The organism is Bradyrhizobium guangdongense (genome assembly GCF_004114975.1).
Taxonomy (GTDB): Bacteria; Pseudomonadota; Alphaproteobacteria; order Rhizobiales; family Xanthobacteraceae; genus Bradyrhizobium; species Bradyrhizobium guangdongense.
The window spans coordinates 488,308-512,445 of the sequence record NZ_CP030051.1; the positions used below are offsets into that span (position 1 = coordinate 488,308).

21 protein-coding genes are annotated in these 24,138 nt (G+C 64.7%); 9 read left to right on the top strand and 12 right to left on the bottom strand.

The annotated features are described in order from the left end of the window. Window positions 1-120: 120 nt before the first annotated feature. A complete protein-coding gene (gene araD / locus X265_RS02335; protein ID WP_128963456.1) occupies window positions 121-1,863 on the top strand; it encodes an L-arabinonate dehydratase in 1,743 nt (580 codons plus the stop codon). A gap of 9 nt (window positions 1,864-1,872) precedes the next feature. After that, entirely contained in the window at window positions 1,873-2,592 is a 720-nt protein-coding gene (locus X265_RS02340) for a ribonuclease activity regulator RraA (RefSeq protein WP_128963457.1), read from the top strand. Between the two features lie 21 nt (window positions 2,593-2,613). Here the strand turns inward: X265_RS02340 and X265_RS02345 are convergent, their stop codons facing one another. Then, window positions 2,614-4,713, bottom strand: coding sequence for a S9 family peptidase (locus X265_RS02345; protein WP_128963458.1), 2,100 nt, complete (start codon window positions 4,711-4,713; stop codon window positions 2,614-2,616). A 138-nt stretch (window positions 4,714-4,851) separates the two neighbouring features. Here X265_RS02345 and X265_RS02350 point away from each other — a divergent pair, with 138 nt between their 5' ends. Together X265_RS02350 and X265_RS02355 are read left to right on the top strand one after the other, a co-directional pair. Further along, complete coding sequence (locus X265_RS02350; protein WP_128963459.1) at window positions 4,852-6,288, top strand: MBOAT family O-acyltransferase; 1,437 nt, start codon at window positions 4,852-4,854, stop codon at window positions 6,286-6,288. Beyond that, window positions 6,288-7,388, top strand: coding sequence for a hypothetical protein (locus tag X265_RS02355; protein WP_128963460.1), 1,101 nt, complete (start codon window positions 6,288-6,290; stop codon window positions 7,386-7,388). Before X265_RS02350 ends, X265_RS02355 begins: the two co-directional genes overlap by 1 nt. A gap of 33 nt (window positions 7,389-7,421) precedes the next feature. On the opposite strand, the gene X265_RS02360 is transcribed toward X265_RS02355, so the two are convergent. The 3 genes from X265_RS02360 to X265_RS02370 all read right to left on the bottom strand — a co-directional run bounded on the left by X265_RS02360 (window position 7,422) and on the right by X265_RS02370 (window position 11,300). After that, complete coding sequence (locus tag X265_RS02360) at window positions 7,422-8,609, bottom strand: pyridoxal-phosphate-dependent aminotransferase family protein (RefSeq protein ID WP_128963461.1); 1,188 nt, start codon at window positions 8,607-8,609, stop codon at window positions 7,422-7,424. 103 nt (window positions 8,610-8,712) lie between these two features. Continuing rightward, window positions 8,713-9,438 (bottom strand): thermonuclease family protein, encoded by a 726-nt coding sequence (locus tag X265_RS02365; RefSeq protein WP_128963462.1) that lies wholly within the window; start codon window positions 9,436-9,438, stop codon window positions 8,713-8,715. Window positions 9,439-9,572: 134 nt separating this feature from the next. After that, a complete protein-coding gene (locus X265_RS02370) occupies window positions 9,573-11,300 on the bottom strand; it encodes a hypothetical protein (protein WP_128963463.1) in 1,728 nt (575 codons plus the stop codon). Between the two features lie 421 nt (window positions 11,301-11,721). On the opposite strand from X265_RS02370, the gene X265_RS02375 reads away from it, so the two are divergent. Continuing rightward, window positions 11,722-12,573, top strand: a complete 852-nt coding sequence (locus X265_RS02375) for a caspase family protein (RefSeq protein WP_128963464.1) — start codon at window positions 11,722-11,724, stop codon at window positions 12,571-12,573. A 112-nt stretch (window positions 12,574-12,685) separates the two neighbouring features. Here X265_RS02375 and X265_RS02380 read toward each other — a convergent pair whose 3' ends face one another. Then, on the bottom strand, window positions 12,686-13,579 hold the full coding sequence (locus X265_RS02380; protein ID WP_164938386.1) for an efflux RND transporter periplasmic adaptor subunit: 894 nt from the start codon (window positions 13,577-13,579) through the stop codon (window positions 12,686-12,688). A gap of 289 nt (window positions 13,580-13,868) precedes the next feature. Between X265_RS02380 and X265_RS02385 the strand changes: the two genes are divergently transcribed. Next, window positions 13,869-14,480: a PAS domain-containing protein gene (locus X265_RS02385; protein ID WP_128963466.1), complete on the top strand. Its 612-nt coding sequence runs from the start codon at window positions 13,869-13,871 to the stop codon at window positions 14,478-14,480. A gap of 249 nt (window positions 14,481-14,729) precedes the next feature. On the opposite strand, the gene X265_RS02390 is transcribed toward X265_RS02385, so the two are convergent. Next, the gene (locus X265_RS02390; RefSeq protein WP_244659391.1) at window positions 14,730-15,809 is read right to left on the bottom strand and encodes a lactonase family protein; all 1,080 of its coding nucleotides are present in this window, start codon (window positions 15,807-15,809) and stop codon (window positions 14,730-14,732) included. 205 nt (window positions 15,810-16,014) lie between these two features. After that, complete coding sequence (locus X265_RS40275; RefSeq protein ID WP_164938387.1) at window positions 16,015-16,152, bottom strand: hypothetical protein; 138 nt, start codon at window positions 16,150-16,152, stop codon at window positions 16,015-16,017. Between the two features lie 147 nt (window positions 16,153-16,299). Here X265_RS40275 and X265_RS02395 point away from each other — a divergent pair, with 147 nt between their 5' ends. After that, window positions 16,300-16,482 carry a hypothetical protein gene (locus tag X265_RS02395; RefSeq protein ID WP_128963468.1) on the top strand — a complete coding sequence of 61 codons (183 nt, stop codon included), beginning with the start codon at window positions 16,300-16,302 and terminating at the stop codon, window positions 16,480-16,482. A 117-nt stretch (window positions 16,483-16,599) separates the two neighbouring features. Continuing rightward, window positions 16,600-16,722 carry a hypothetical protein gene (locus tag X265_RS41890; RefSeq protein WP_283815000.1) on the top strand — a complete coding sequence of 41 codons (123 nt, stop codon included), beginning with the start codon at window positions 16,600-16,602 and terminating at the stop codon, window positions 16,720-16,722. 64 nt (window positions 16,723-16,786) lie between these two features. Here the strand turns inward: X265_RS41890 and X265_RS02400 are convergent, their stop codons facing one another. Both X265_RS02400 and X265_RS02405 read right to left on the bottom strand, forming a co-directional pair. Next, the gene (locus tag X265_RS02400) at window positions 16,787-18,487 is read right to left on the bottom strand and encodes a GMC family oxidoreductase (RefSeq protein WP_128963469.1); all 1,701 of its coding nucleotides are present in this window, start codon (window positions 18,485-18,487) and stop codon (window positions 16,787-16,789) included. Window positions 18,488-18,616: 129 nt separating this feature from the next. Continuing rightward, the gene (locus tag X265_RS02405; RefSeq protein WP_128963470.1) at window positions 18,617-19,498 is read right to left on the bottom strand and encodes an SDR family oxidoreductase; all 882 of its coding nucleotides are present in this window, start codon (window positions 19,496-19,498) and stop codon (window positions 18,617-18,619) included. 104 nt (window positions 19,499-19,602) lie between these two features. Here X265_RS02405 and X265_RS02410 point away from each other — a divergent pair, with 104 nt between their 5' ends. Continuing rightward, window positions 19,603-20,493, top strand: a complete 891-nt coding sequence (locus X265_RS02410; protein WP_128963471.1) for a LysR family transcriptional regulator — start codon at window positions 19,603-19,605, stop codon at window positions 20,491-20,493. A gap of 19 nt (window positions 20,494-20,512) precedes the next feature. Here X265_RS02410 and X265_RS02415 read toward each other — a convergent pair whose 3' ends face one another. From X265_RS02415 to X265_RS02425, 3 genes are all read right to left on the bottom strand, one after another. Beyond that, window positions 20,513-20,773 (bottom strand): hypothetical protein, encoded by a 261-nt coding sequence (locus tag X265_RS02415; protein WP_164938388.1) that lies wholly within the window; start codon window positions 20,771-20,773, stop codon window positions 20,513-20,515. A gap of 69 nt (window positions 20,774-20,842) precedes the next feature. Continuing rightward, window positions 20,843-21,202 carry a hypothetical protein gene (locus X265_RS02420; protein ID WP_128963473.1) on the bottom strand — a complete coding sequence of 120 codons (360 nt, stop codon included), beginning with the start codon at window positions 21,200-21,202 and terminating at the stop codon, window positions 20,843-20,845. 206 nt (window positions 21,203-21,408) lie between these two features. Then, window positions 21,409-24,072: a bifunctional diguanylate cyclase/phosphodiesterase gene (locus X265_RS02425; RefSeq protein WP_128963474.1), complete on the bottom strand. Its 2,664-nt coding sequence runs from the start codon at window positions 24,070-24,072 to the stop codon at window positions 21,409-21,411. Window positions 24,073-24,138: the final 66 nt, after the last annotated feature.

Genomic DNA, 24,138 nt, shown 5'->3' on the forward strand with positions numbered 1-24,138 from the left:
GCTGCACCCCGAGGTATACACGCCTGCATGCATACCGGAAGTCCACCCCGCTACCGATGCCTTGCGAGAAGCGGACTGGCTGTGGGAAGAGCACGGCGGGCTCCCGACGGACAAAGGACAATGACCAAAACCAGGAAGAAAACAGCCGACCAGCTCCGCAGCGCGCGCTGGTTCGCGCCCGACGATCTTCGCTCGTTCGGCCACCGCTCACGCGCCATGCAGATGGGTTACGCCCCGGAAGAGTGGAAGGACCGCCCTGTTGTCGCGATCCTCAATACCTGGTCGGACGCCCAGCCCTGCCACATGCATTTCAAGTCGCGCGTCGACGACGTCAAGCGCGGCGTCCTGATGGCCGGCGGCCTGCCGCTGGAATTGCCGGCACTGTCGCTCTCCGAATCGCTGCTCAAGCCGACCACCATGCTCTATCGCAATCTGCTGGCGATGGACGTGGAGGAATTGCTGCGCAGCCATCCCGTCGACGGGGTCGTGCTGATGGGCGGCTGCGACAAGACCACGCCGGCGCTGCTGTTAGGGGCCACCTCGATGAACATCCCGGCGATCTATCTGCCGGCCGGCCCCATGCTGCGGGGCAATTGGAAGGGCAAGACGCTCGGCTCCGGCTCTGACGGCTGGAAATATTGGGACGAGCGTCGCGCCGGAAAGATCTCCGACAAGGACTGGCTAGACATCGAAGCCGGCATCGCCCGCAGCTACGGCACTTGCATGACCATGGGCACGGCCTCGACCATGACCGCGATCGCGGAATCGATCGGCATGACGCTGCCGGGCGCCTCCTCGATTCCGGCCGCCGACGCCAACCACATCCGCATGGCCTCGGAATGCGGCCGCCGCATCGTCGAGATGGTGTGGGAGGATCTGACGCCGAAGACGATCCAGACCCGCAAGGCGTTCGAGAATGCGATCGCGGTGGCGATGGCGATGGGCTGCTCGACCAATGCGATCATCCATCTCATCGCGCAGGCCCGCCGCGCCGGCCAGGATATCGGGCTCGACGATTTCGAGGTCGCGAGCCGCAAGGTCCCCGTGATCGCCAATGTCCGCCCGAGCGGCGATACCTATCTGATGGAGGACTTCTTCTATGCCGGCGGCCTGCCGGCATTGATGGGAGAGATCAAGGAGCATCTGCATCTCGACTGCATCACGGTCACAGGCAAGACGCTGGGCGAGAACATCGACGGTGCCGAGGTGCACAATGCGGACGTGATCCGCTCGGTCGACAATCCCATCTACAAGGAAGGCGCGCTCGCTGTGCTGAAGGGCAATCTCGCGCCCGACGGCTGTGTCATCAAGCCGAGCGCTTGCGCGCCGCGCTTCCTCAAGCACACTGGCCCGGCGCTGGTGTTCGACGACTATCCCTCCATGAAGAAGGCGGTCGACGATCCCGATCTCGATGTCACCGAGGACCACATCCTCATCCTGCGCAATGCGGGGCCGCAAGGCGGGCCGGGCATGCCGGAATGGGGCATGCTGCCGATCCCCACAAAACTCGTGAAGCAGGGCGTGCGCGACATGGTGCGCATTTCCGATGCACGCATGAGCGGCACCAGCTACGGCGCCTGCATCCTGCATGTTTCGCCGGAGTCCTATATCGGCGGTCCGCTGGCCCTGGTGCAGAACGGCGATCGCATCACGCTTGATGTCGCCGCCCGCACCATCAACCTCGATGTCTCGGAAGCCGAGCTCGCCAGGCGCCGCGCGGCCTGGAAACAGCCCGAGCGCCGCTTCGAGCGCGGCTATGGCTGGATGTTCACCAAGCACATCAAGCAGGCCAATGACGGCTGCGACTTCGACTTCCTCGAGACCGGTTTCGGCGCGCCGATCGGCGAGCCGTCGATTTACTAAGGGACGCACATGTCAAAGCTTTCCGAAGCTACCCGTAACAAGCTCAAATCCGTCTCCACCGCGACCGTCGCCACGGCGCTGTTCAAGCGCGGCCTGCGCATCCAGATGATCCAGGATGTGCATCCGGTCGGCCCGGACAAGCCGACCATGGTTGGCGAGGCCTTCACGCTGCGCTACATGCCGGCGCGCGAGGACCTCAACACCATCGACGTGTTCAGGGACCGCTCCCATCCGCAGCGCAAGGCGGTCGAAGACTGTCCGCCCGGCGCCGTGCTGGTGATGGACAGCCGCAAGGACGCGCGCGCGGCTTCGGCCGGCGCGATCCTGGTGACGCGGTTGATGAAGCGCGGCGTTGCCGGCGTCGTCACCGATGGCGGCTTTCGCGATTCCGCGGAGATCGCCAAGCTCGGCATCCCCGCCTATCACCATCGCCCGTCGGCGCCGACCAATCTGACGCTGCATCAGGCGATCGAGATCAATGTTCCGATCGGCTGCGGCGAGGCGCCGGTGTTTCCCGGCGACGTCATCCTGGGGGATGCCGACGGCGTCATCGTGATCCCCGCGCATCTCACCGACGAGATCGCGAACGAGACGTTCGAAATGACCGCGTTCGAGGACTTCGTCACCGAGGAAGTCGGCAACGGCCGCGGCATCTTCGGTCTCTATCCCGCGACGGATCCGCAGACGCTCACCGACTTCGCGGCGTGGCGGAAGAAGAACGGGCGGTAAGGCGGATCCCGGGCTACACAATCACGCCTTCGCCATCCCCGTCGCCCACAGCGCGAATGCGTAGACGATCGCGATTTCGTCGAGCCGGTCGAAGCGCCCCGAGGCTCCGCCATGGCCGGCACCCATGTTGGTGCGCAGCAGAACAGGACCGCCGCCGGTCATGGTTGCGCGCAGGCGAGCGATCCATTTGGCAGGCTCCCAATAGGTGACGCGCGGATCGGTCAAACCGCCCATCGCCAGGATCGCGGGATAATCCTTTGCCGCGACATTGTCGTAGGGCGAGTAGGACAGGATGGTGCGGAAGTCCTTCTCGCTCTCGATCGGGTTGCCCCATTCCGGCCATTCCGGCGGCGTCAGCGGCAGCGTGTCGTCGAGCATGGTGTTGAGCACGTCGACGAACGGCACTTCGGCGACAATGCCGGCGAACAATTCGCCGGCGCGGTTGGCCACCGCGCCCATCAGCATGCCGCCGGCCGAGCCGCCATCGCCGACGATGCGTTTGGCGCTGGTGTACTTCGCGTCGACAAGCGCGCGGGCGCTGGTGGCGAAATCGTCGAACGAGTTGGTCTTCTTTTCGCGCTTGCCGTCGAGATACCAGCCCCAGCCCTTGTCGGCACCGCCGCGGATATGGGCGATGGCGTAGACGAAGCCGCGATCGACCAGCGACAGGCGGTTGGCGTTGAACGAGGCCGGCATTGCCATGCCGTAGGAGCCGTAGCCGTACAGCAGCAGCGGCGCCGCGCCGTCGAGCTTGAGGCCGCGCCGATAAAGGATCGAGACCGGCACCTCGGCGCCATCATCTGCCTTGGCCATGATGCGGGTGGTGACGTAGTCTGCGGCATCGTGCCCGGACGGGATCTCCTGGCGCTTGCGCAGCGTGCGCGTGCGCTTCACCATGTCGTAGTCATAGACTTCCGATGGCGTCGTCATTGACGAATAGGCAAAGCGCAAATTCGTCGTGTCGAATTCGTAGGAGCCCATCGTATCCAGCGAATAGGCGGCCTCGTCGAACGCGATGGCATGTTCTTCGTTGGTCGCCAGGTCGCGGATCACGATCGCAGGCAGCGCATTGGCGCGCTCCAGCCGCACCAGATGGCCAGCATAGAGATCGAGGTCGATGATGTAGATGCCGGGGCGATAGGGAATCAGGTCGCGCCAGTTCTTGCGCTCGGGGGCGCCGAGCGGCGCGGTGACGATCTTGAAGTCGATGGCGTCGTCGGCGTTGGTGAGGATGAACAGCTCGTCGCCGCGGTCGGCTAGCGAATATTGCACGCCTTCCTCGCGGGCGGCGACGAGCCGCGGCGGCGTCTCGGGGTTGGCGAGATCGATCAGCCGCTGCTCCGACGTCTCGTGGTCGCCGCCGGCGATCACGCAGAAGCGGCCGCTGGTGCTCTCATGCAGATGGGTGAACCAGCCGGAATCCTGCTCTTCATAGACGAGTGCATCGTCGGCCTGCTTGGTGCCGAGCCTGTGCCGCCACACCTGCATCGGGCGATGGTTGTCGTCGAGCTTCACATAGAAGAAGCTTTTGCCGTCCTTGCTCCAGACCACGCCGCCGTCGGTTTCCTCGACGATGTCGTCGAGGTCCTGGCCCGTCGCCCAGTCGCGCACGCGGATGGAGAAATATTCGGAGCCCTTGGTGTCGGCGCTCCAGGCCTGCAGCTCGTGGTCGTCCGAGTGCCGGCTGCCGCCGAACTTGAAATATGTGTGGTCCTTGGCGAGCGCGTCGCCGTCGAGCACGATGTGAGCCTCGCCGCCCTCGCGCGGCATGCGGCCGAACAATTCGTGCTGGCCGCCTTCGCGGAACTTGCGGAAATAGGCGAACCGACCGTCCGGCGACGGCACGCTGGAATCGTCTTCCTTGATGCGTCCGCGCATCTCGCGCACCAGCGTCTTTTGCAAGCTTGCGGTGTGGCCGAGCAGGCTCTCGGTATAGGCGTTCTCCTCGTCCAGGTATTTGCGGATATCAGGGTCCAGCACCGCAGGGTTACGCAGTACCTCCTGCCATTTCGCGTCCTTCAGCCAGGCATAGTCGTCGGTCACGGTGATGCCGTGCCGGGTGAAAGAATGCGGCCGGCGCGGCGCAACGGGGGGCTGGGAAGGTGTCTTGGCCTGGGTCACTCGATCCTCATTCAGCTGCGTATTCCACCTTATATCGTCCCGATTCCGCGAATTGCCAGCGGCCGCTGCGCGTCACCGGGTTGTTGGCCGGGCGTCGGTGTGCTTTAGGGGCCATATCGCCGCCGCTGGTCCAGCCTGATGCTCTTCAATTCCTATCCGTTCATCCTGCTGTTCCTGCCGGCCGTGCTGGCCGGCTATTTCTGGCTGGGGAAGCGCGGCAATCTTGCCCCGGTGATCTGGCTGGCGCTCGCCTCGCTCACCTTCTACGCCGTCGGCAGCTGGCAGTTCGTGGCCCTGTTGCTGCTCTCGATCGCTTTCAACTACGGCATCGGTCATCTTCTGATCGTGGCGAAGCTTGGCCCATCGCAACGGAGGGCCGCGCTCGCGCTTGGCGTCACTGGCGATCTCGTCGTACTCGGCATTTTCAAGTACGCCGGCTTCGTCACCGAAAACATCAATGTACTGGCCGGCACGCATTTCGCGGTCCACATCCTGCTACCGGTTGGGATCTCTTTCTACACGTTCACGCAGATTGCGTTCCTGGTCGATGCGTATCGCGGGCAGGTCGCGGCCTATGCGCTGCCGCACTACGCGCTGTTCGTGACGTATTTCCCGCACCTGATCGCGGGGCCGATCCTTCACCACAAGGACATGATTCCGCAATTCGAGCGGAATGAAACCAAGCTACCCGATGCGCGCCTGATCCTGTGCGGCGTCATCATTTTCGCCATCGGACTGTTCAAGAAGACCTGTCTCGCCGATGGTATCCAGCCGCTGGTGACGCTTGCCTTCGAGGCCCGCTCGCCGAGCTTCGACCAGGCCTGGCTGGGCGCGCTGGCTTACACGTTCCAGCTCTATTTCGATTTCTCGGGTTACTCCGACATGGCGATCGGCATATCGCTGATGTTCGGCATTTTCCTGCCGGTGAATTTCAACTCGCCCTACAAGGCCACCAGCATCGTCGACTTCTGGCGCCGCTGGCACATGACCCTGTCGCAATTCCTGCGCGACTATCTCTACATCCCGCTCGGTGGCAACAGGCGTGGTCGCGTGCTGCGCTATGTCAACCTGATGATCACGATGCTGCTCGGCGGGCTTTGGCACGGCGCGGCTTGGACCTTTGTCGTGTGGGGCGCGCTGCATGGCGCCTATCTCTGCGTCAACCACGCTTTCAATGCGCTCGTGCCGAACATCCCGACGGCTTTTGCAATCCCGGGCCGCATCGCCGGCACCGTGCTGACGTTCCTCGCCGTCGTCGTCGCCTGGGTGTTCTTCCGCGCCGCGAGCGTCGAATCGGCGTTGCGCGTTCTCCATGCCATGTTCGATCCCTCCAACATCGTCTTCGGCCGCGAAGAGACCGCGGCTCTGGTGCTGGTCGCACTCTATGCCGGCTTGGTGTGGCTGGTGCCGAACACGCAAACCATCATGGGTTACGATCATGGTGGCCGCCGGGTCGGCGAGGCTTTCCTCGCAGGACGCATGCGGCCGCTGGTCCTCTATGGCGCATCGCTGGCGCTGGCCTTCGGCATTCTGGGCATCCAGAGCCACAGCGAATTCATCTATTTCCGGTTCTGATGCGCGGGGCGTTCACATATCTCAGGCGCCTTCTCCTCGCGAGCATCGCGTGCGTACTAGGTGCTGCCGCGCTCGTCTATGTCGTGGATCCCCTGCAGCTGTTTCGGTCTTCGCCGAGGGCGTTTTATTCCGACGACACGCGCGTGCAGAACGCCGGACTGATCCGGAGCCAGTCGTTCGACACCGCCTTCATGGGTACATCGCTCGCCATTCACTTCCGCCAGAGCGACATCGATCGCGTGCTCGGCGTGCATTCGCTCAAGCTGGCCATGACGGGCTCCAATTCGCGCCAGCAGAGCTTTGTGCTGGAGCAGGCGATCGACCGCGGCGCACGGCGCGTGATCTGGGAGATGGACGACTTCGTCTTCGTCGACGCCGCCGACATCGAGGCCGATCCTTACTTGCCTGTCGATCTCTATCGCCGGACGGCCAAGGGCATCGCGTCCTATCTGTTCAGCGCGGCGATGGCGAAGGAGTCCGCGTTCACGCTGGTGCGGTCGATCCCGCCGCTGCGGGAGCCGCTGAGCCGGGCGGCGCCTTATCTGCCTGTCAAGTTCGCGCTGGCAGATGTCGACGACATCTACGCGCTGCCGCAGGATTACGACGTCGCGCGCGACTATAACGCGAACAAGGCGCTAGCTTCGTTTGCTTACATCACCGCGCCCTCGCGCAGCCGCTTTCTCGGCGAAGGCTATGGTTATATGGCCATGGTCCGGCATTTCGAGCAGGATGCCTTCGGCCTCGCCGCGCGTCATCCGGACGTGACGTTCGACATCTACTTCCCGCCTTATTCGATCCTGCAATTCGTCGCGATGCGCGATGCCTCGCCGGAGACGCTGAAGATCGTGACTGACCTCACCGCGCATATTGCGCAGCGTCTGACGCAGCTTCCCAACGTGCGCCTGCACGATTTTCGCGCGATCAAGGCGGTGACGCACGACTTGAGCAATTACGGCGACGTCATCCACCATTCACCGGTGGTGGATGCGAAGGTGCTGCAGTGGCTCGCGAGCGGGGAATATCGGGTCGACGCCCGCAATCCGACAGCATCGCTCGACGATCTGAAGGCGCAGGTCGAGGCGTATCGTGTGCCTCAGTAGTCTGGGACGCCGTCGGAGTTTGTAACGGGCGCTTTACGCCGCCACCTCTTCGCCGAGATAAGCCACCGCCGCCTCGAGCCCGCCCTTGCCGTGCGGGATCTTCAGCGCGTTGAGGCCGACCTCGATCACGCCCAGCGTCCCGAGCAGCATCGGGGCATTGACATGACCCATATGGGCGATGCGGAAGGCTTGCCCGGAGAGATCGCCGATGCCGGTGCCGAGCACGACGCCGCATTTCTCCTTGCAATAGCGTTGCAGCACCGCCGGGTCGTGGCCGCTCGCCATCGTCACCGTGGTCACGGTGTTGGAACGCTCGCTCGCTTCCGCAACGTTGAAGCCGAGCACCTGGCCTTCCGTCCATGCGCCGACCGCGCGACGTGTGGCTTCGCCGAGCAGGCTGTGACGACGGAAGGCGTTCTCCAGCCCTTCCTCGTGCAGCATGTCGATCGCCTTGCGCAAGGCGAACAACAGATGCACCGGCGCGGTGCCTGCATATTTGCGGTAGTTCTCGGTGCCCTCGCGCTCGCTCCAGCTCCAATAGGGCGTCGACATGTTCGCCTTCTTGTGCACTTCCAGCGCGCGCGCATTGGCCGCGACGAAACCGAGGCCGGGCGGCGTCATCAGGCCCTTCTGCGAGCCGGACATCGCGACGTCGACGCCCCATTTGTCCATCTCGAACGGCATGCAGCCGAGCGAAGCGACGGTGTCGACCATGTACAGCGCAGGATGGCCGGCCGCCTTGATCGCCTTGCCGATCGCCTCGATGTCGTTCTGCACGCCCGAGGCCGTGTCGACCTGGACGACGACGACGGCCTTGATCTTGTGCTCGGTGTCGCGGCGCAGCCGTTCCTCGACCTCGTGCGGCCGCACCGCGCGGCGCCAGTCGCCCTTGAGCACCTCGACCTCGGCGCCCATCAGCGCGGCGGCATTGCCCCAGCCGATCGCGAACCGTCCGCTCTCCAGCACCAACACCTTGTCGCCGCGCGACAAGACGTTGCTCAAGGCAGCTTCCCAGGCGCCGTGACCGTTCGCGATGTAGATGTACGACTTGCCCTTGGTCGCGAACAGACCAGAGATGTCGCGGAGCAGGCTTTCGGTCAGGTCGAGCATCTCCTTGGAGTAGATGTCGATCGCCGGACGATGCATCGCCTGCAGCACCGCGTCGGGCATCGTGGTGGGCCCGGGGATGGCCAGAAACTCCCGGCCCGCGCGAACGGTCATTGCTGTCGGTCCTTGTTGCTTGAGAACAGGATGGTGGGTCGCTGAAACAACGCTTTTACGCGGCACTGGCGCTTCGGAAAAGCGCTCAAAACGCAGGTCTGGGTTATCGTTTGGTCTCGCGGCAGCCGGCGGCTTCCGCCTCCTCGACCGAGCAGAACCAGCGGGTGCCCTTGCTGATCTTCATCTTGATTTGCGCATACCAGCGGCTGGTCGGCTGATGATAGATGCATTCACCGGCGCTGTTGACGTTGCCCTTGATGGTGCAGTCCGGCGACGGCGCGACCGGGCCCGAGGCCGAGGCCAGCAGCACCGCATGCGCGCCTTCCGGCGGCTTGGCGGCGCCCAGGATCGCGGTCTTCTTGTTGCGCACGCGCCAGTCCCAGGGGGCGATGAAGGCGCCCTGCCACATCCCGACCTTGGCGTCACGTGCGGCCTTCTCGTCCGCATCGTAATCGTGGGACATGCGGGCGTAGGCCAGCGCCCAGCCGTTGCCAACCAACCACTTCTGGATGTCCTCACCGCCGACCTCGCAGCGCGCTACGGTGCGGCCGCGTCGGTCGATCGAGCGGGCATGGCAGGTCCAGCTCTTGCCATCGGTATGTTTGGCGAGCTCGTCGCGTGCCGCCACGCCGCAAGTCCAGCGTTCGCCCTTGGTGTTGAGGCAGAGCTGGTCGACCGACGGCGCGTCGATGCCGCCGAGGCGGATTCGCGTACTGCCGATCAGGACGGAATCGCCGTCACGGACTTTCGCGGTGCCGGTGATGTCGGCCGCCTGCGCCAGCGACGGGACAGTCAGCAAAGACAGCGCAATCAGGATCTTTCGCAACATGCCGGTCCGGGGTGTTCAGGAAAATCTCGATAAGCCGCGCAATTGTGGTCGGCTTTGGGCTATCAGGCCAGCATATGCTGAACAGAACGGGTTTCAACTTCCCGTCATTACGAGATCGTGCCCGGGGCACGACCTCACCCCCGCGCCATCACCCGCCGCGCCACCGCCAGTCCCATCAGCACGAAGGCCGATGTCACCTCGGGGCCGCCGACCAGGATCCGCGTCGGCGTCTTCATCTTGTTCCATTCATAGGCGCGGAACGGGCCGCGACGACCGCCTTCGCCGATGGCATCGACGATCACGTTCAGCGCGGGTGCAAAGGCCCGCGGGTCGGCGCCGAGATGGCCGAGCGCGATCAGCGCCAGCGCGGCGTCGAACACGTTCATCTCGGCGGCGATCAGCTCGCCCTTGACGTAGGAGAGCACGCGGTGGCGGATGAAATCGAAATCGCCGTCGGGATCGATCGCGGCCTGCGCGGCCAGCGGCAGCGCCAGGAAGGCCGCATAACATCGGCCGAAATAGGCGCTGTAGAGTTCCGGCAGATAATAGATGTGCGAGCGCGGATTGGCGAAGGCGCCGCTTGCCGCCAGCCGCTTCTGGAAGCCGACGATCCGGTGCACGGTCGCGAGCCGGGCTGGCGTCTCCAGAATCTTCCAGCGTGCCAGGTTGCGAAAGCTCACCTCGAGAATGTCGAAATTGAGCGTCGGATCGAGATCGTTGCCATAGGGGCGCTCGCCGGCGAGATTGTCGATCCAGGTGGCGACGCCGCCCTCGTAGTCGATGTTGTCGTTGAGGGGCACCGTCACGCGCGGTTCGTTGACGCCGGCATGCACCTGGTAGCCCGCATAGAAATCCAGCAGCGGCTGGTCGATGATCGGATCAAGGCAGCCGGCCTGCGTCGCCGCTGAGATCGAGCACGCCGTGGTGTCGCAGTCCGGGACGTAGATGCCGAAGCCGAGGTCCTGCTTGATCTGCGCGAAATAGCGCGAGAAGCGCGGATGCGGCGCCGGCGCAAGCGCGGTGATGACGTTGAAGCGTTGGCCGCCATCGCCCTCGACCTCTTCGCGGCTGATATTGATGCAGAAATCGACCATGTCGGCGATCGCACGCTCCGCTGCCGTCTTGTCCGCAGGCGATGCCAGCCCCGTCTCGACATAGCTGAGCAATGCCTCGATGAAGAACGCATCGTAATAGGCCGAGCGGTGCCGAATCTGCACCGGCTCCCACATCGGCTCGGCGATCCCGCGCCAGGGCGGATCGACCACGGCGCGCGCGGGCGAGCGCGCGATGAAGACGCGCGCGAGGTTGAACAGCAGCGACGAATTCTTGTAGCCGCGCGCGTTCAGCCCGGTGAGCGCCATGATCAGCTCGCGCCCGCGGAAATCGGGATCGCCGATCAGGTTGAAGGCGGCATAGGTCGGCAGAAAGCCGTTCTTGCGGTACGAGCCCAGCAGATGCTGCGCGCAATCGCGGATCACGCCGTCGATCTGCGCCGGTGCCGGCATCGTGCCGACGAACGCGGCCGGGGGCGGTTTGGGATGATCGAGCGCGATGCTGTCGACCAGCTCGGCCACGGGCCGGCCGACCGCGGCCCAGTCGGGCTCGGCATCGTCGCGGGCGCGGACCAGTGCTTCGCGCAGCCGGGCCAGCTTCGCCTCGTCACGTAGTTCGGGCAGGCCGGCACGGCGCAGCAGCACCCGCAGCGCGGGATTGCCGAGCGCGGTCTTGTAGAATTTGGCCAGATGCGGATCGCCGCTGGCCTGACCCGACAATACGGGATCGCAGACGTCATAAAGGGAGGGGCCGTCTTTCCGGGCCATCAGCGCCCGGCACGCGGCACCTGCGAAATAATGAAAGCTCATGAAATACCTGGTCGCGGGGGACTTTCGCGGAGGCCAAGTCGGCGCCAAGTCGGCGACCCATCCTCCGCAAGTCGTTGAAAAAGCTACCCGGATTCGCAGGAAAAACAAATGTGACCGGCATCACGTAAAAACCCGCAACGAGGCCTGCAAAATCCGCCCCCGGAAGGCTACGGGGACGTGGAAAACGGAGAAATTCGGCTCATAAAATATACTGCACGATCAATGGGTTAAATGAATTCTTGGCAATCTATTGCCCGCGAGCCTATATCCGGTTAAGTCTTTATTTGGTGCGGCGCCGCAAATTGCGCGCAATTCGGGGGCACTCCCCCGGCCAATCCCTCAAACCTAAAGACGCCATCGCGCTACTCAAGCAGTGTGCGCGCGCTTGGCAGGTCTTTGGCACCGACAGGAATGAAGCGAGATGAATTTTAGGCAGCTCGACATTTCCAAGCGCTCGATAGCGCTCGCCGCGGCCCTCATCGGCACGGTGTCGCTGGCGATCGGCGCCCATGCTGCCCTCAACATGCGCGTGCTCGACGCCGCCAAGGCCGTTCCGACCGACCAGGTCGCCGGCCCGGTCGGCCAGACCTCCCGCCTGGCGCTCGTGATCGGCAATGGTCATTATCCCGACGCCAGCGCGCCGCTGACGCAGTCGATCAACGACGCCCGCGCGCTGTCCTCCAGCTTGCGCAAGAACGGTTTTGACGTCGACATGGTGGAAGACGCCAGCAAGGACGACATGGTCCGCGCCGTCAACCGCCTGAAGTCCCGCATCACGCACGACACCACGGTCATGCTGTTCTTCGGCGGCTACGGCGTGCAGGCCGGCCGCGAGAGCTACATGCTGCCGGTCGATGCCGTGATCTGGAAGGAAAGCGACGTCCGCCGCCAGGGCGTCTCGATCGAGGGCGTGCTCGACATGATGAAGCAGCAGGGCGCCAAGGCCAAGCTCGTCGTGGTCGATGCGTCCCGCCGTAACCCTTACGAGCGCCGCTTTCGCTCCTACAGCCATGGTCTCGCGCCGATCGGCACGCCCGACAACGCGCTGATCCTCTCCTCCGCTTCCCCCGGCAAGGTCGTCGACGACGGCAAGGGCGAGCACTCGACGCTGGTCAGCGAGCTCCTCAACAATCTGAATGCGCAGGGCAGCAGCGCCGAAAGCATCTTCAACAAGACCCGCATCGCCATCTCCCGCGCCAGCGAAGGCGATCAGGTCCCGACCGTGTCGTCCTCGCTGCTTGAGGACGTGCAGTTCGACCAGGCCGGCGGCTAGAGGCACGACTGCTTCCTCATCGTCATTGCGAGTGCAGCGAAGCAATCCAGACTCCCTCCGCGGAAAGACGCTGGATTGCTTCGCTGCGCTCGCAATGACGGGTGTAGCGAATCTACTTCGCCGCTTCCGCGCTCGCCATCACCGGGCGCACGGGATCGCCTTCGCGGAGCAGCGCGCCGGCGCGGGCGACGACGATATCGCCTTCGTTGACGCCGTCGCGGACCTCGATATTGCCGCCCGACATCAGCCCGATCTCGACGCGCTTGGTCTCGACGCGGTTGCGGCGGATCACCTGCACCACGGTGCCGGCGGATGAGTATTGCACCGCTGTCAGCGGCACCGCGACATTGCAGCTCTGCCCGGTCTTGATCAGCGCGCGTCCGCTCGCATTCAGCAGCAGCGGCTTCTGCGGCGAGATGCCGATATAGACCATGCCCTGCTGGATGTTCGGCTCGACGGTCGGACCGATGCGGCGCACCTTGCCGTCGATATCGCCGGCGCCGGCGATACGCACGGTGACGGGCTGGTTGACCGCGAGCTTCCTGACATCGTTGGTGGCGACCAGGCCGACCAGATCATATTCGCTGCGCGCAACGATCGTGAACAACGCCTCGCCCTTGGCCGAGGCGAGATTGCCGATCTGCGCGGTCGAGGTGGCGATGACGCCGGCGACGGGAGCGGTGATCTGGAGCGTGCCGCCTTCAGGCAGCGCCAGCCGCGCCAGCACCTGACCGGCCGTCGTGGTATCGCCGGCCTCGGCGAGCACGTCCGTCACCTTCAGTCCGGGCCGCTCGGGTCGCACCGAGGTCTCCTCGCGGGCGATGATCGTGCCGGTGGCTTCGACGATGTCGGAGAAGCAGGACTTTGCCGCCTTCAGCACCGTGACCGCCGGGCCCTTGGGGGCGTCGTCATCGGCGGCCGTGGCGGGGCACTGGCCGAGGACCAGCACTCCGGCGACGGCTACGGGACACAGGCTTCGGACCACGGCACGGGGCAAATGACGCATCGGAAATTCCACGGGGGATATGCCTCCAATCGATAGCAGATGGCAGCCGTGCGGACTATGGCGGCGTCGTCCCAAGACAGGACGCTGCGCCGCCGCCGGCTGTCGTTGCAAGTCCTTGATTAGTCGCGGGAATGGAAATCTGGTTCGCGGCCTGCACGCGGGGCCGGCCGGCCTCGAAGCGGCGACGGTTGCGGCTATCACGGTCTTCTCATCCGCTGGAACCAGTTGTATGGAGCTACCATCAGACGTCACGCGGCGCCGCGGCCGCGCAGCTCATGGTTGAGGCGGGATGCAACGGTTCGTTTGCGAGCAGAACATCGTTCACTTCGAGCGGCTGCTCAGTGAAACGGCTGACCCGACGGTTCAGCAGACCGTCCGCGCCCTGCTGGCATCGGCGAAGCGGCAATTGGCGCTGCTGAACTCGGCTGCCTCAGGTGCCGATACGTCGCCCTTCGAGCAGCGCCGGCGCCAGCAGACCGATGCCGAAGCCATCCGGCAGCAATTCCAGCCGGAATTCGACAACTCGCCGCACCCCTACATGCTGCTGGACCCGGGACCGGGCCTGGCGATCGTCGACATCAATGACGCCTATGCGGCGGCGACCTTCATCAGCCGGTCCGAGGTGGTCGGCCGGTCGCTGTTCGAGATCTTTCCCGACAATCCCGACGATCCGCTCGCCGATGGGGTCAGCAACCTCTACGGCAGCTTGAAAACGGTGGGCGAGACGGGGCGCGCCCATGCCATGAATATTCAGCGCTACGACATCCGGGACCCCAATGGCGCCTTCGTCGAGCGCCATTGGCAGCCGATCAACTCGCCGATCCACGATACCGCGGGCCATTTGGTCTACCTGCTGCATCACGTCGAAGACGTCACCGCGCAGGTCACATCAAAGCCGTAGCCGGCCTCTCAGGCCCGGCGATCGCCCATCAGCTTGCCGCTGGAGCGATCAATCAGGTGCAGGCGCATACAGGCCGGACAGGAGACAGGCACGTGCGTCCGATCGGCGGGCTCGTCGCCAAGCCGATGCTGCACGTTCAGGCCTGTCTGGGGGCACTTGAAGACAATATGACGGTCCATAGCGACGATATGACGCTAGGGAGGACCTCGCGAAATTCCGGATGTTTACTTAGGTCGGCCGCCCCGGCCCTCAGGGCAGGGTCAAGAATTCCACCCAGTTCGGCTTCTTTCCGGTGGCGTAGGCTTTCAGCTTGCTGAGCGCGCCGCTGGTCTGGTCGATGGCATAGACGGTCATGCCGTTGGACAGCTCGCCGACGGCGGCGAGATAGCGGCCGGTCGGGTCGATATTGAAGCCGCGCGGCTGCTTCTCGGTCGGCACGCTGCCGATCGTGGTCAGCTTGCCGCTTGACGCATCGACCTTGTAGGCGGTGAGGGTATTGGTGGTGCGCTCGGAAGCGTAGAGGAAGCGACCGTCCGGGGTGATGTGGATGTCGGCCGCCCAAGGTTTGCCGTTGAAGCCCTCTGGCAGCGCGGTGGTGCGCTGGATTTCGCTCCAGGCCCCGCTCTTGGCCTCATAGCTGAACGCCGCGACGTCGCCGTTCAGCTCGTGGATGAGATAGACGAACTTGCCGTCCGGGTGGAACACGAAGTGCCGCGGCCCGGATTTCTCCGGCACCTTGATGACAGGCGGATCGCTCGGCGTCAGCGAGCCGGCCGCGGCCTCGAATGCAAAGCTCAGGACCTGGTCGGAGCCGAGATTGGTCGCGAACACGAAGCGATTGTCGGGCGAGGGCAGGAAGGCGTGCGCGTTGAGCCCGGTCGGAATCACCTGCTTCGGCTCGCCGACGACGCCGTTCGCTTCCAGTGGATTCGACGCGACCTTGTTGCCGCCATAGGAGGCGCTGAACAGCACTTTCCCGGTGCGGTCGGTTGCGATGTTGGCCATGCTGTCGGCGAGCGGCCCGTTGCCGATGTGGCTGAGGAGGCCTGTCTTGGGATCGATGGCAAAGCTCACCGCGAGGAACGGCTGCGAGCGGACGCCGGCGATCAGCACGCGATGGTCCGGTGTGATCGCGAGCGGCGTCGAGGCGCCCGGCTTTTCGACGCCGGTGAAGGGCGCCGTCTGCACCGCATTCATCTCGCCGTTCTCGGCCATCTTGAACACGCTGATGTCGTTGGAGTCGGCATTGCCGACATAGGCGAAGGTTTCAGCCATGCCGGCATGGACTCCGGAGAGAAGGGCAAGAGACGTGACGAGAGCGGTGGCAATCGCAGCGCGGGGTGCGGGGCGTGTCGGTCTGATCAAGGGCGTCCTCCTGCCGGCGTGGTGTTGTCGTTTTGCAGGGAAGGATAGCGGCCGGTGTTCCGTTGCACCAAGCTCCAGATGGGATTGATCGATACCGAAATTGGATCGGTCGGACCAAGGCGTTTTCGAGCGACGCGGAGGCCGGTTCGCGTCGGGACGAAACCGAAACCTAGTGCACCGAAGCCGTCAGGTCGCGCGAGGGCAGATGCGGACCGGCCGGATGGTCGGGCGGCCCGAGCACGCTCCACACCGCGACCGCGACGAAGGCCGAGGTCAGGATGGTCCAGGCAACGAGGTGCTTCCGCATCAGGCCAGATCCGTTCGTCGAGGGGGCGATGCGCGGGCTGCGCGACCCATCGTGCACCGCCAAAGACGGCGATCCTATGAACTCGTTCACAGCCACAACGCCGAACGCAAATTGCGAACCATTGCCGGGTGAGCGCATTGACACATCATGACCCGTGAAAACGACCTCGAAGGCAAGCCCGACATGGGCGGCAAGCATGGCGGCCAGTCCGGCCAGCCCAAGCCGCCGCCGCGTCCGCGCGAAGGCCCGCGGGACGAAGACGTCGTGGCAAAGCGCCACACCGGTCAAACCGATCGCAAGATCCCACCGACCAACACCAGAAAGCGCTAGACTTGCCTGCGCTTGTTCGAGCCGCAGGCCCCGTCATGGGCTCATTCTGGAACGGCAGCCTCCCGGCGCCGTTACTCCGGGCGCCGCAGGCGGAGGACGCCAAAACGGAGGCTGAAAGTGTTTTGGATCTATTGGGACACCGCCTGGTCGCTCATCATCAGCGGCATCATGTTCGCAACCATCGTTGCCCACCCGGACGCCGAGTTCGTCGAGATCCAGGCCGCCAGGCGGGTGAAGTAAGCCGGGAACTTGGGCGGCGCAGCGTTGCACGCTGCGCCGCACGCGGGACACGAGAATCAGTCGATCACTGCATCATCGCCGCCGCGATCTTCTCCGCCGACATCAACACCGGAAAATTGGTGTTGGCGCACGGCACCACCGGGAAGATCGAGGCATCGACGACGCGCAGGCCTTGAACGCCTTTGACGCGGCCCTGACTGTCCACCACCGACATGGGATCGTCGGCCCGGCCCATGCGGCATGAGCACGAGGCGTGCCACACGCCGATCGTCGCCTTGCGGACGAAGGCTTCCAGTGCCTCGTCGTCGTTGATCACGTCATCGAAGGTGAAGCCTTCGACCACGAAATTGTCGATCAGATAGTGACGCAGCGCCGCCGGTCCGTCCATCAGCGTCGCGGCGATCCCGGTCAGGATCTTGTTCGTGGTGTTGACCACGCCGATCTTGCGCACCCTGTCGGTATAGGCGGCCGGGAACGGCTTGTCCGTCACCTGCTTCACGATGTCGCTCATCTGGATCGCCGCCATCTTGCGGAAGCCGCTCATCAGGCGATCGAGGTCGCGCCGGTCGGACAACAGGTTGAATTCGACGATCGGCTCCGCTGTGGGATCGCGCGAAGCAAGCTTCACCTGCCCGGTCTCGGAATAGGTCTTGTTGACGAAGATCAGCAGCGAGCCGATCTGCGCGCCGACCGCGTGCCAGGCCGATTTGGAGAGCACGACGACGAACATGTCGCCCTTCGGCACGCCGGGAAGTCCGGACGAATAGCGCAGGCCGAGCTGCATGTGCCGCCTGGTGTGCTCGTTCATGCGCGCGCCGCGGCGGACGAAGGATGACAGCGAGATCGAAGGATGATCCATCAGGCGCTGGCCGACGCCCGGCAGTCCCATCAAAACGGGAATGCCGAGATCCCTGAGGTGGCCGACCGGTCCGATGCCGGCGCGCAAGAGATGCGCCGGCGAGTGGATCGCGCCGGAGGAGAGAATGATCTCGCGTCCCCGGAATTCCTGCTCGCGCCCGTCGATCACCGCCTTCACGCCGACGCATTGTGTGCCTTCGAAGATCAGCTCTCTCACCTCAGTGTTGGTGGAGATCGCAAGGTTGGCGCGCTTGCGGGTATCGCGATCGAGATAGCCCATCGCGGCCGAGACGCGCTGCTCGGCCTGGTTGGAATGCGTCACTGCAAAAAAAAAGCCGTCGACGAACTCGCCGTTCTGGTCCGGCAGATATTGATGGCCGGCCTCCTGAAATGCATCGGCGAACGCCTGCGAGTGCCGGGTCCAGTGCTCTCTGGAAATTCTGCGCACCGGAATTCGTCCGTCCTTGCCGTGATACGGCCCGTCGAAATCGAGGTCGCGCTCCACCTTCTTGAAGAACGGCAGCACGTCGTTCCAACGCCAGCCTTCAGCGCCGCGCGCTTGCCATTCATCGTAATCGGTCGGTGCGCCGCGGTTGGCCATCTGACCGTTGATCGACGAGCCGCCGCCGAGCACGCGCGCCTGCTCGTATTTGCGTAACGGCGGGCGCGCTTCGTCAGGATTGTTGTGGCTGACGACCTGGGTCGTGACCTTGAGCTCGGTCCAGTGAAAGCGCGGGTCGAAATAGGCGGTGCCCGGATAGCTGTCCCTGATTTCGGCCGGTTCGTTGCCGGGTGGTGTGTCCTGTCCGGCTTCGCACAGCAGGACCTTGTTGGCGCTCCTGGCGGAGAGCCGGTGGGCCAGCACGGACCCAGCCGAGCCGCCGCCCACGATAATGTAGTCGTACACGATTGGCGTTTCCTCTTGTTCTTGTTCTCTTGTTCTTGTTTTGGGAAGCTAGCGTGGTTTGATCGCGAGGTCACGCCAAAGCCCCCGATGTCGCGTCGCGGTGACATCAGGGGCTCGTTGCTGCTGTCGTCACGCGGACTTTGTCGCGCTCGCCGCGATCTGGGCCGCGAAATCGCGATAGGAGTGCAGCGGACGGCCGAGCATCCCAGTGAGACGTTCGACGTTACCGGCTTCGGGAATCATGCCGTCGGTGACATAGCGCTCGGCCATCAGGCGCATCTCGTAGGCCGTCCACTTCGGCAGGAAGCGCGCCATGCTCTGCTCGAAGCCGCTGGGATCGTCGCCGCCATAGACGATCGGGCGGCCGAGCAGGTCAGACCAGATCTTCGCCACGCCAGGACCGGTCAGCGTGTCGGGACCGACCAGGTTGATGGTCTCCACCGGAAGCTTTTCCGAAGCACGGTCGCGGCGGATCAGTTCGATCGCGGCGACCTCGGCGATGTCGCGCGCGTCGACCATGGCGACACCCTTGCTGCCGATCGGCATCGGATAGACGCCATGATTGAGGATCACGTCCTTGATCATGAGCTCGTTGTCGATGAAGTAGCTCGGACGCAGTATGGTCGCGCTGAAACCCATCCGCGCGAGCATGCGCTCGGCGCCCGACTTCACCGCGAAGTGCGGCACGTTCACGGCCCCGTCGGCGTCGAACACCGACTGATAGACGACGCGTTCGACACCGGCCTCGCGGGCGATGTTGAGCGTGATGATCGCCTGGGTGAATTCATCGCCGGTCACGGCGTTGAGCAGGAACAGCGTCCTGACGCCTGAGAACGCGGCGCGCAGCGCTTCGATGTCGAGCAGGTCGCCCTTGGCGATCTCGACGCCCGCGGGGACATCGGCCTTGGCGGGATCGCGGGTCAGCACGCGCACCTTGGCGTCGCGTTTGACGAGCTGTTCGACAACGTGGCGGCCGACGCGGCCGGTGGCGCCGATTACGAGGATGGTCATGGGGGTCACTCCTTGTTGGGGTTAGAAGACACCCCGCAAATTAGTGATCCACACGCGGACCGATAGCCGCTATATTTGGACAGTCTGTCTCATTGGTGGAACGAATGGATCTGCTGGCCCTCGCCGACTTCAATCTGGTGGCCCGTCACGGCGGCTTTGGGCGGGCCGCCCGGGCTGCCGGCCGCCCGAAAGCGACGCTGTCCCGCCGGGTCTCCGAACTGGAGAGCAGCCTCGATCTGCGCCTGTTCGAGCGCGGAACGCGCAACCTGAAGCTCACGGAGGAGGGTCGGGCGCTCTATGAGCGGACCGGGGCGTTGCTCGCCGAGCTCGACGAGACGGCGGCCGCGATCGCTTCCGGAGGCGACAGGCCGCGCGGGCGATTGCGGATCAGTGCGCCGCTGGTGTTCTCACAGACCGCGATGGGGAAACTGGCGGCCGCGTTCGCGAGGAAATATCCGGAAGTCCGGCTCGAGGTCACGACGGAAGATCGCTCCGTCGACATGATCGAGGAGGGTTATGACCTCGTGATCCGCGTCAATCCGGATCCGGACGAAAGCCTGGTCGGACGAATCTTCCTGCGCGACCGGCTGGTGGTGGTGGCGAGCCCGAGTCTGCGTCGTCCAACGGGCGATCTTGCCGCGCCGGCCGTGGTGCGCAGCGCGGGCGATTTGAGCTCTGCCTGGACTGTGGTGACGCCAGTCGGAAGCGCGGAGATCGCAGTCGAGCCCGTGCTTCGCCTGTCATCGCTCATCATGATCCGCGATGCCGTCCGGGCCGGGGTCGGTGCCGCGCGGCTTCCCGTCTCGCTCGTGAGCCGCGACCTCTCGGCCGGCAGGCTCGTGCACTGGGGCGATGTCGAGGGACCCGAGATCTGTCTCTGGACGCTCTACCCGTCGCGCCGGCTGCTGAGCGCGCGCGTATCGGCGTTTCTCGAATGTCTCAAGGACGCGTTCCCCTCCGGCGAGCCGGAGGAGCTTGCATCGTTCATCGATTGAGCAAGGCGTTGCCGGCTACTTATTGCAGAACCTTCGGCATCACGACGACGAGGTCGACCTGCTTGCCCAGCACACGCGACGCCACGGCGGCGATCAGGGGCGAGTAGCTGTCCTCGATGTCGGACGCGACGTCCTCGTTCCGTGCGAAGGCGTAGAGCATCGAGCCCTCGACCTCATCGAAGCGGATGCCTGCGAAGACCTGATCGAACGTCTCGGCGCCGACGATGCCGGCCATGAGCGCCTGAATGGCGTGGTCCTGAACGCGTGTGAGCTTCATCATGCCGATGAGATATGGCAGTGCCGTACGAATACAAGATGCGCCTGTGCGCGATCGGCTGCTCCGACGACTTCACGTCATGCTGCCCGGCATGAAGCAGCGGATGATGGCGCGGCCGTTGATATAATAGGGCCAGACGATCGTGCGGCCGACGCGATTCGGCTCGGTGATGACAGTGTCGTCAGGCACCTCGATCCATTCGCCCTGGATGCGGACGCGGTAGTGCCCGCCGCGCGTGTCCCAATCGACGTCGTCGAGCGCCGTGCCGTCGGCATCCGCGCAGCACGGACCGCCCCCTTTGCTGTGCAGGCTCTCGAACCAGCCCTTGAGGGGAGAGTTCGCGTAGCGGCCGTCGTCGCGCGCCTGTGCGGCAAAGCCGATCACGGCAGCCGCCGCTATCAGAGGGATCATCCGGAACGTCACGATCGCCATGTCGCCTCGCTCGATTTCGCACACGCGCATCCGTTCGCGGACGGCAAAGCCGCCTGCGATGCGCGTGATGCAATGTTGACGAATTCCCGCCGGCCGGAGTTCCCGGCCGCCTCAGCAGCGCGATAACTGCAAGGTGCGAGGTTTGATCCTATTCTTTCGGATCGGACGTGCTCATTGCCGTGATTGCAGGGGAGGCGATTTCGGCCTCAGGCCGCTGCCGCCTGCTTCGACAGCAATTGCTTCAGCTTCGCCGCCGGCACCGCCGGGCTGAACAGCCAGCCCTGCATCTGGCTGCAGCCGAGCTGGCGCAATACCTCGCGCTGCGCTTCGGTCTCGACGCCTTCGGCCGTCGTCGCCATGTGGCGGGCGGCGGCCATGTGGACCACGGCCTGCACGATAGGGGAGGAATCCTCGGGCTCGCCGATGTCGCTGATGAAGCTACGGTCGATCTTGATCTTGTCGAACGGGAAGCGGTGCAGATAGCTCAGCGAGGAATAGCCGGTGCCGAAATCGTCGAGCGCGATGCGCACGCCGAGCTCGCGCAGCTGCTGCAGGATGGTCAGTGCCTCCTCGTCGTCGCGGATCAGCACGGTCTCGGTGATCTCGAGCTCGAGCCGTTCCGGCGCGAGGCGCGACTCGGCGAGCGCCGCGGCGACCTTCAGCGCCAGCGTCCTCGAGCGGAACTGCACCGGCGAGACGTTGACCGCGATGTGGATGTCGCCGGGCCAGGACGCAGCCTCCGCGCAGGCCTGCCTCAAGACCCATTCGCCGATCTCGCCGATCAGGCCGGTGTCTTCCGCGACCGGAATGAAGTCCGCAGGCGAGACCATGCCGCGCTCCGGATGGCGCCACCTGAGCAGCGCCTCGCAGCCGCTCACGACATTGGCGGACAAATCGACCAGCGGCTGATAGTGGACCTCGAATTCGCCGCGCACCAGCGCCTGGCGCAAATCAAGCTCGAGCTGGCGGCGCTGCCGCGCCTTGTCGTCGTATTCGGGCACGAAGATGCGGAAGGTGCCGCGTCCTTCCGACTTGGCGGCGTACATCGCGAGGTCTGCGCGCTTGAGCAGGTCGTCGATGACGTCGCCGTGGTCGGGCGCGATCGCGATGCCGATGCTGGCATTGGTGGTGATCTCCTGGCCCTTGCAGTCGACCGGCATGCGCAGTGAGGCCAGGATCCGTTCGGCCAGCGCGCTCAGCTCGTCCTGGTCGCAGCTCGCAGCCTTGATGATCGCGAACTCGTCGCCGCCGAGCCGTGCCACCATATCGTTGCCGCTGACGCAGGCGCGCAGGCGGCTCGCCACCTGTCGCAGCAATTCGTCGCCGACCTCGTGTCCCAGCGAATCGTTGACGCCCTTGAATTCGTCGACGTCGATATAGAGGATCGCGAACGGATGGCCCTGGGCGAGCTCCGCGACGCGCCGTTCGAGATGGCCGCGCATCAGCACGCGGTTGGGCAGGTCGGTCAGCGCGTCGTAATGCGCCAGATGCGCGATGCGCTCGTCGGCGCGGATGCGTTCGGTGACGTCGTCATGGGTGGCGAGCCAGCCGCCGGCCGCGCCGGGCTGGTTCTTGATCTCGATCAGGCGGCCGTCCGAGGTCTCGACGATGTTGCTCTGGGTCCGACCGACGTTGTCCAGGATGGCGTCGCAATAGGAATCGACGTCGCCGTCGAACGATCCGGTATCGGCGCGATGCTGGATCACGTCGCGGAAATAGGCGCCGGGCTTCACGACATGGGTCGAGAGACCATACATCTCGATGTAACGGCGGTTGCAGACGATCAGCCGCTGGTCCTGGTCGAACATCAGCAGGCCTTGCGTCATCGTGTTCATCGCGGTGTCGAGCTGCTCCTTCTCCAGGGCGAGCCGGCGCGTCATCTGGCGGAAGATCAGGACCAGCGTGAGCACGAGCAGGCCGATCGACACGACGGCCACGGCGACGAAGAACTTGGTTTGCGTGCGCCAGGTGGCGAGCGTCGCATCCAGCGATTTGGTGGCGACCACGACCAGCGGCTCGCCCGCCAGGAGGCGCGAAGCGACGATGCGGTCCTTGCCGTCGATCGGGCTTGCGAGCTGCGTGGTGACGGAGGTGCGCTCGAACACCGCCATCTGCTCCGGCGTGCCGCCCCGGAAATTCTTCCCGATCATCGCATCGGCATGCGGGATGCGTGCCAACAACTGCCCGTTCTGGTGATGCATGGCGATCGACGAATCCTCGCCGAGGCCGGCCGAGGCGAAGAAGGCTTCGAGCTGGTCGGGCGTGATGGCGCGCGACACCAGCCCGAAGAACTCGCCGTGCGGACCGGATACGCGCCTTGCGAACACGATCGCCGGCCCGGACCCGAACCGGCCCGGCACCACCTCGACCTCCTCCTGCGCCGCCGGATCGCCCTTGAGACGAGCGAAATAGCTGCGATCGGAAACCGAGACGTCGGGGACGGGCCAGCTCCGCGACGAGTTGATCAGCCTGCCGTCGGAGTCGAATACGTTGGCGCCGGCGACGTCCGACCAGCCGCTGGCCTTGGCGCGCAGCACCTCATGCATGGCGAGCGTTGCCATCTCGCTGCGGAACACATCGGCGGACTCGATGCCGTGGCTTTCGAGTTCCGCGATGATGCTTTTCTGCAGCACCGCAAAATCCTCGAACTCGCGGTCGAAATGACGGGCGAGCAGGCGAACCGAGTTTTCCAGGCTGTCGCGGCCGCTCTCGATCGCGTTCTGGCGGAAGCGATCGACGGTGAGGCCGGTGCCGATGGCCATGGCCGCCATCAGTACGAAGCCGCCGGCGATCAGCCACGTCAGCGGCGCGCCCCGCCAGCGGCGAAGCAGCGCGCGCAATCGTGCGGTCCATCGAATCGATGTGCCCATCCAGCCCTCCCGTGGGATGCAGGATGCCGCAAAACCGACAAGAGCCCGTTACCATTAAAGGTTAGG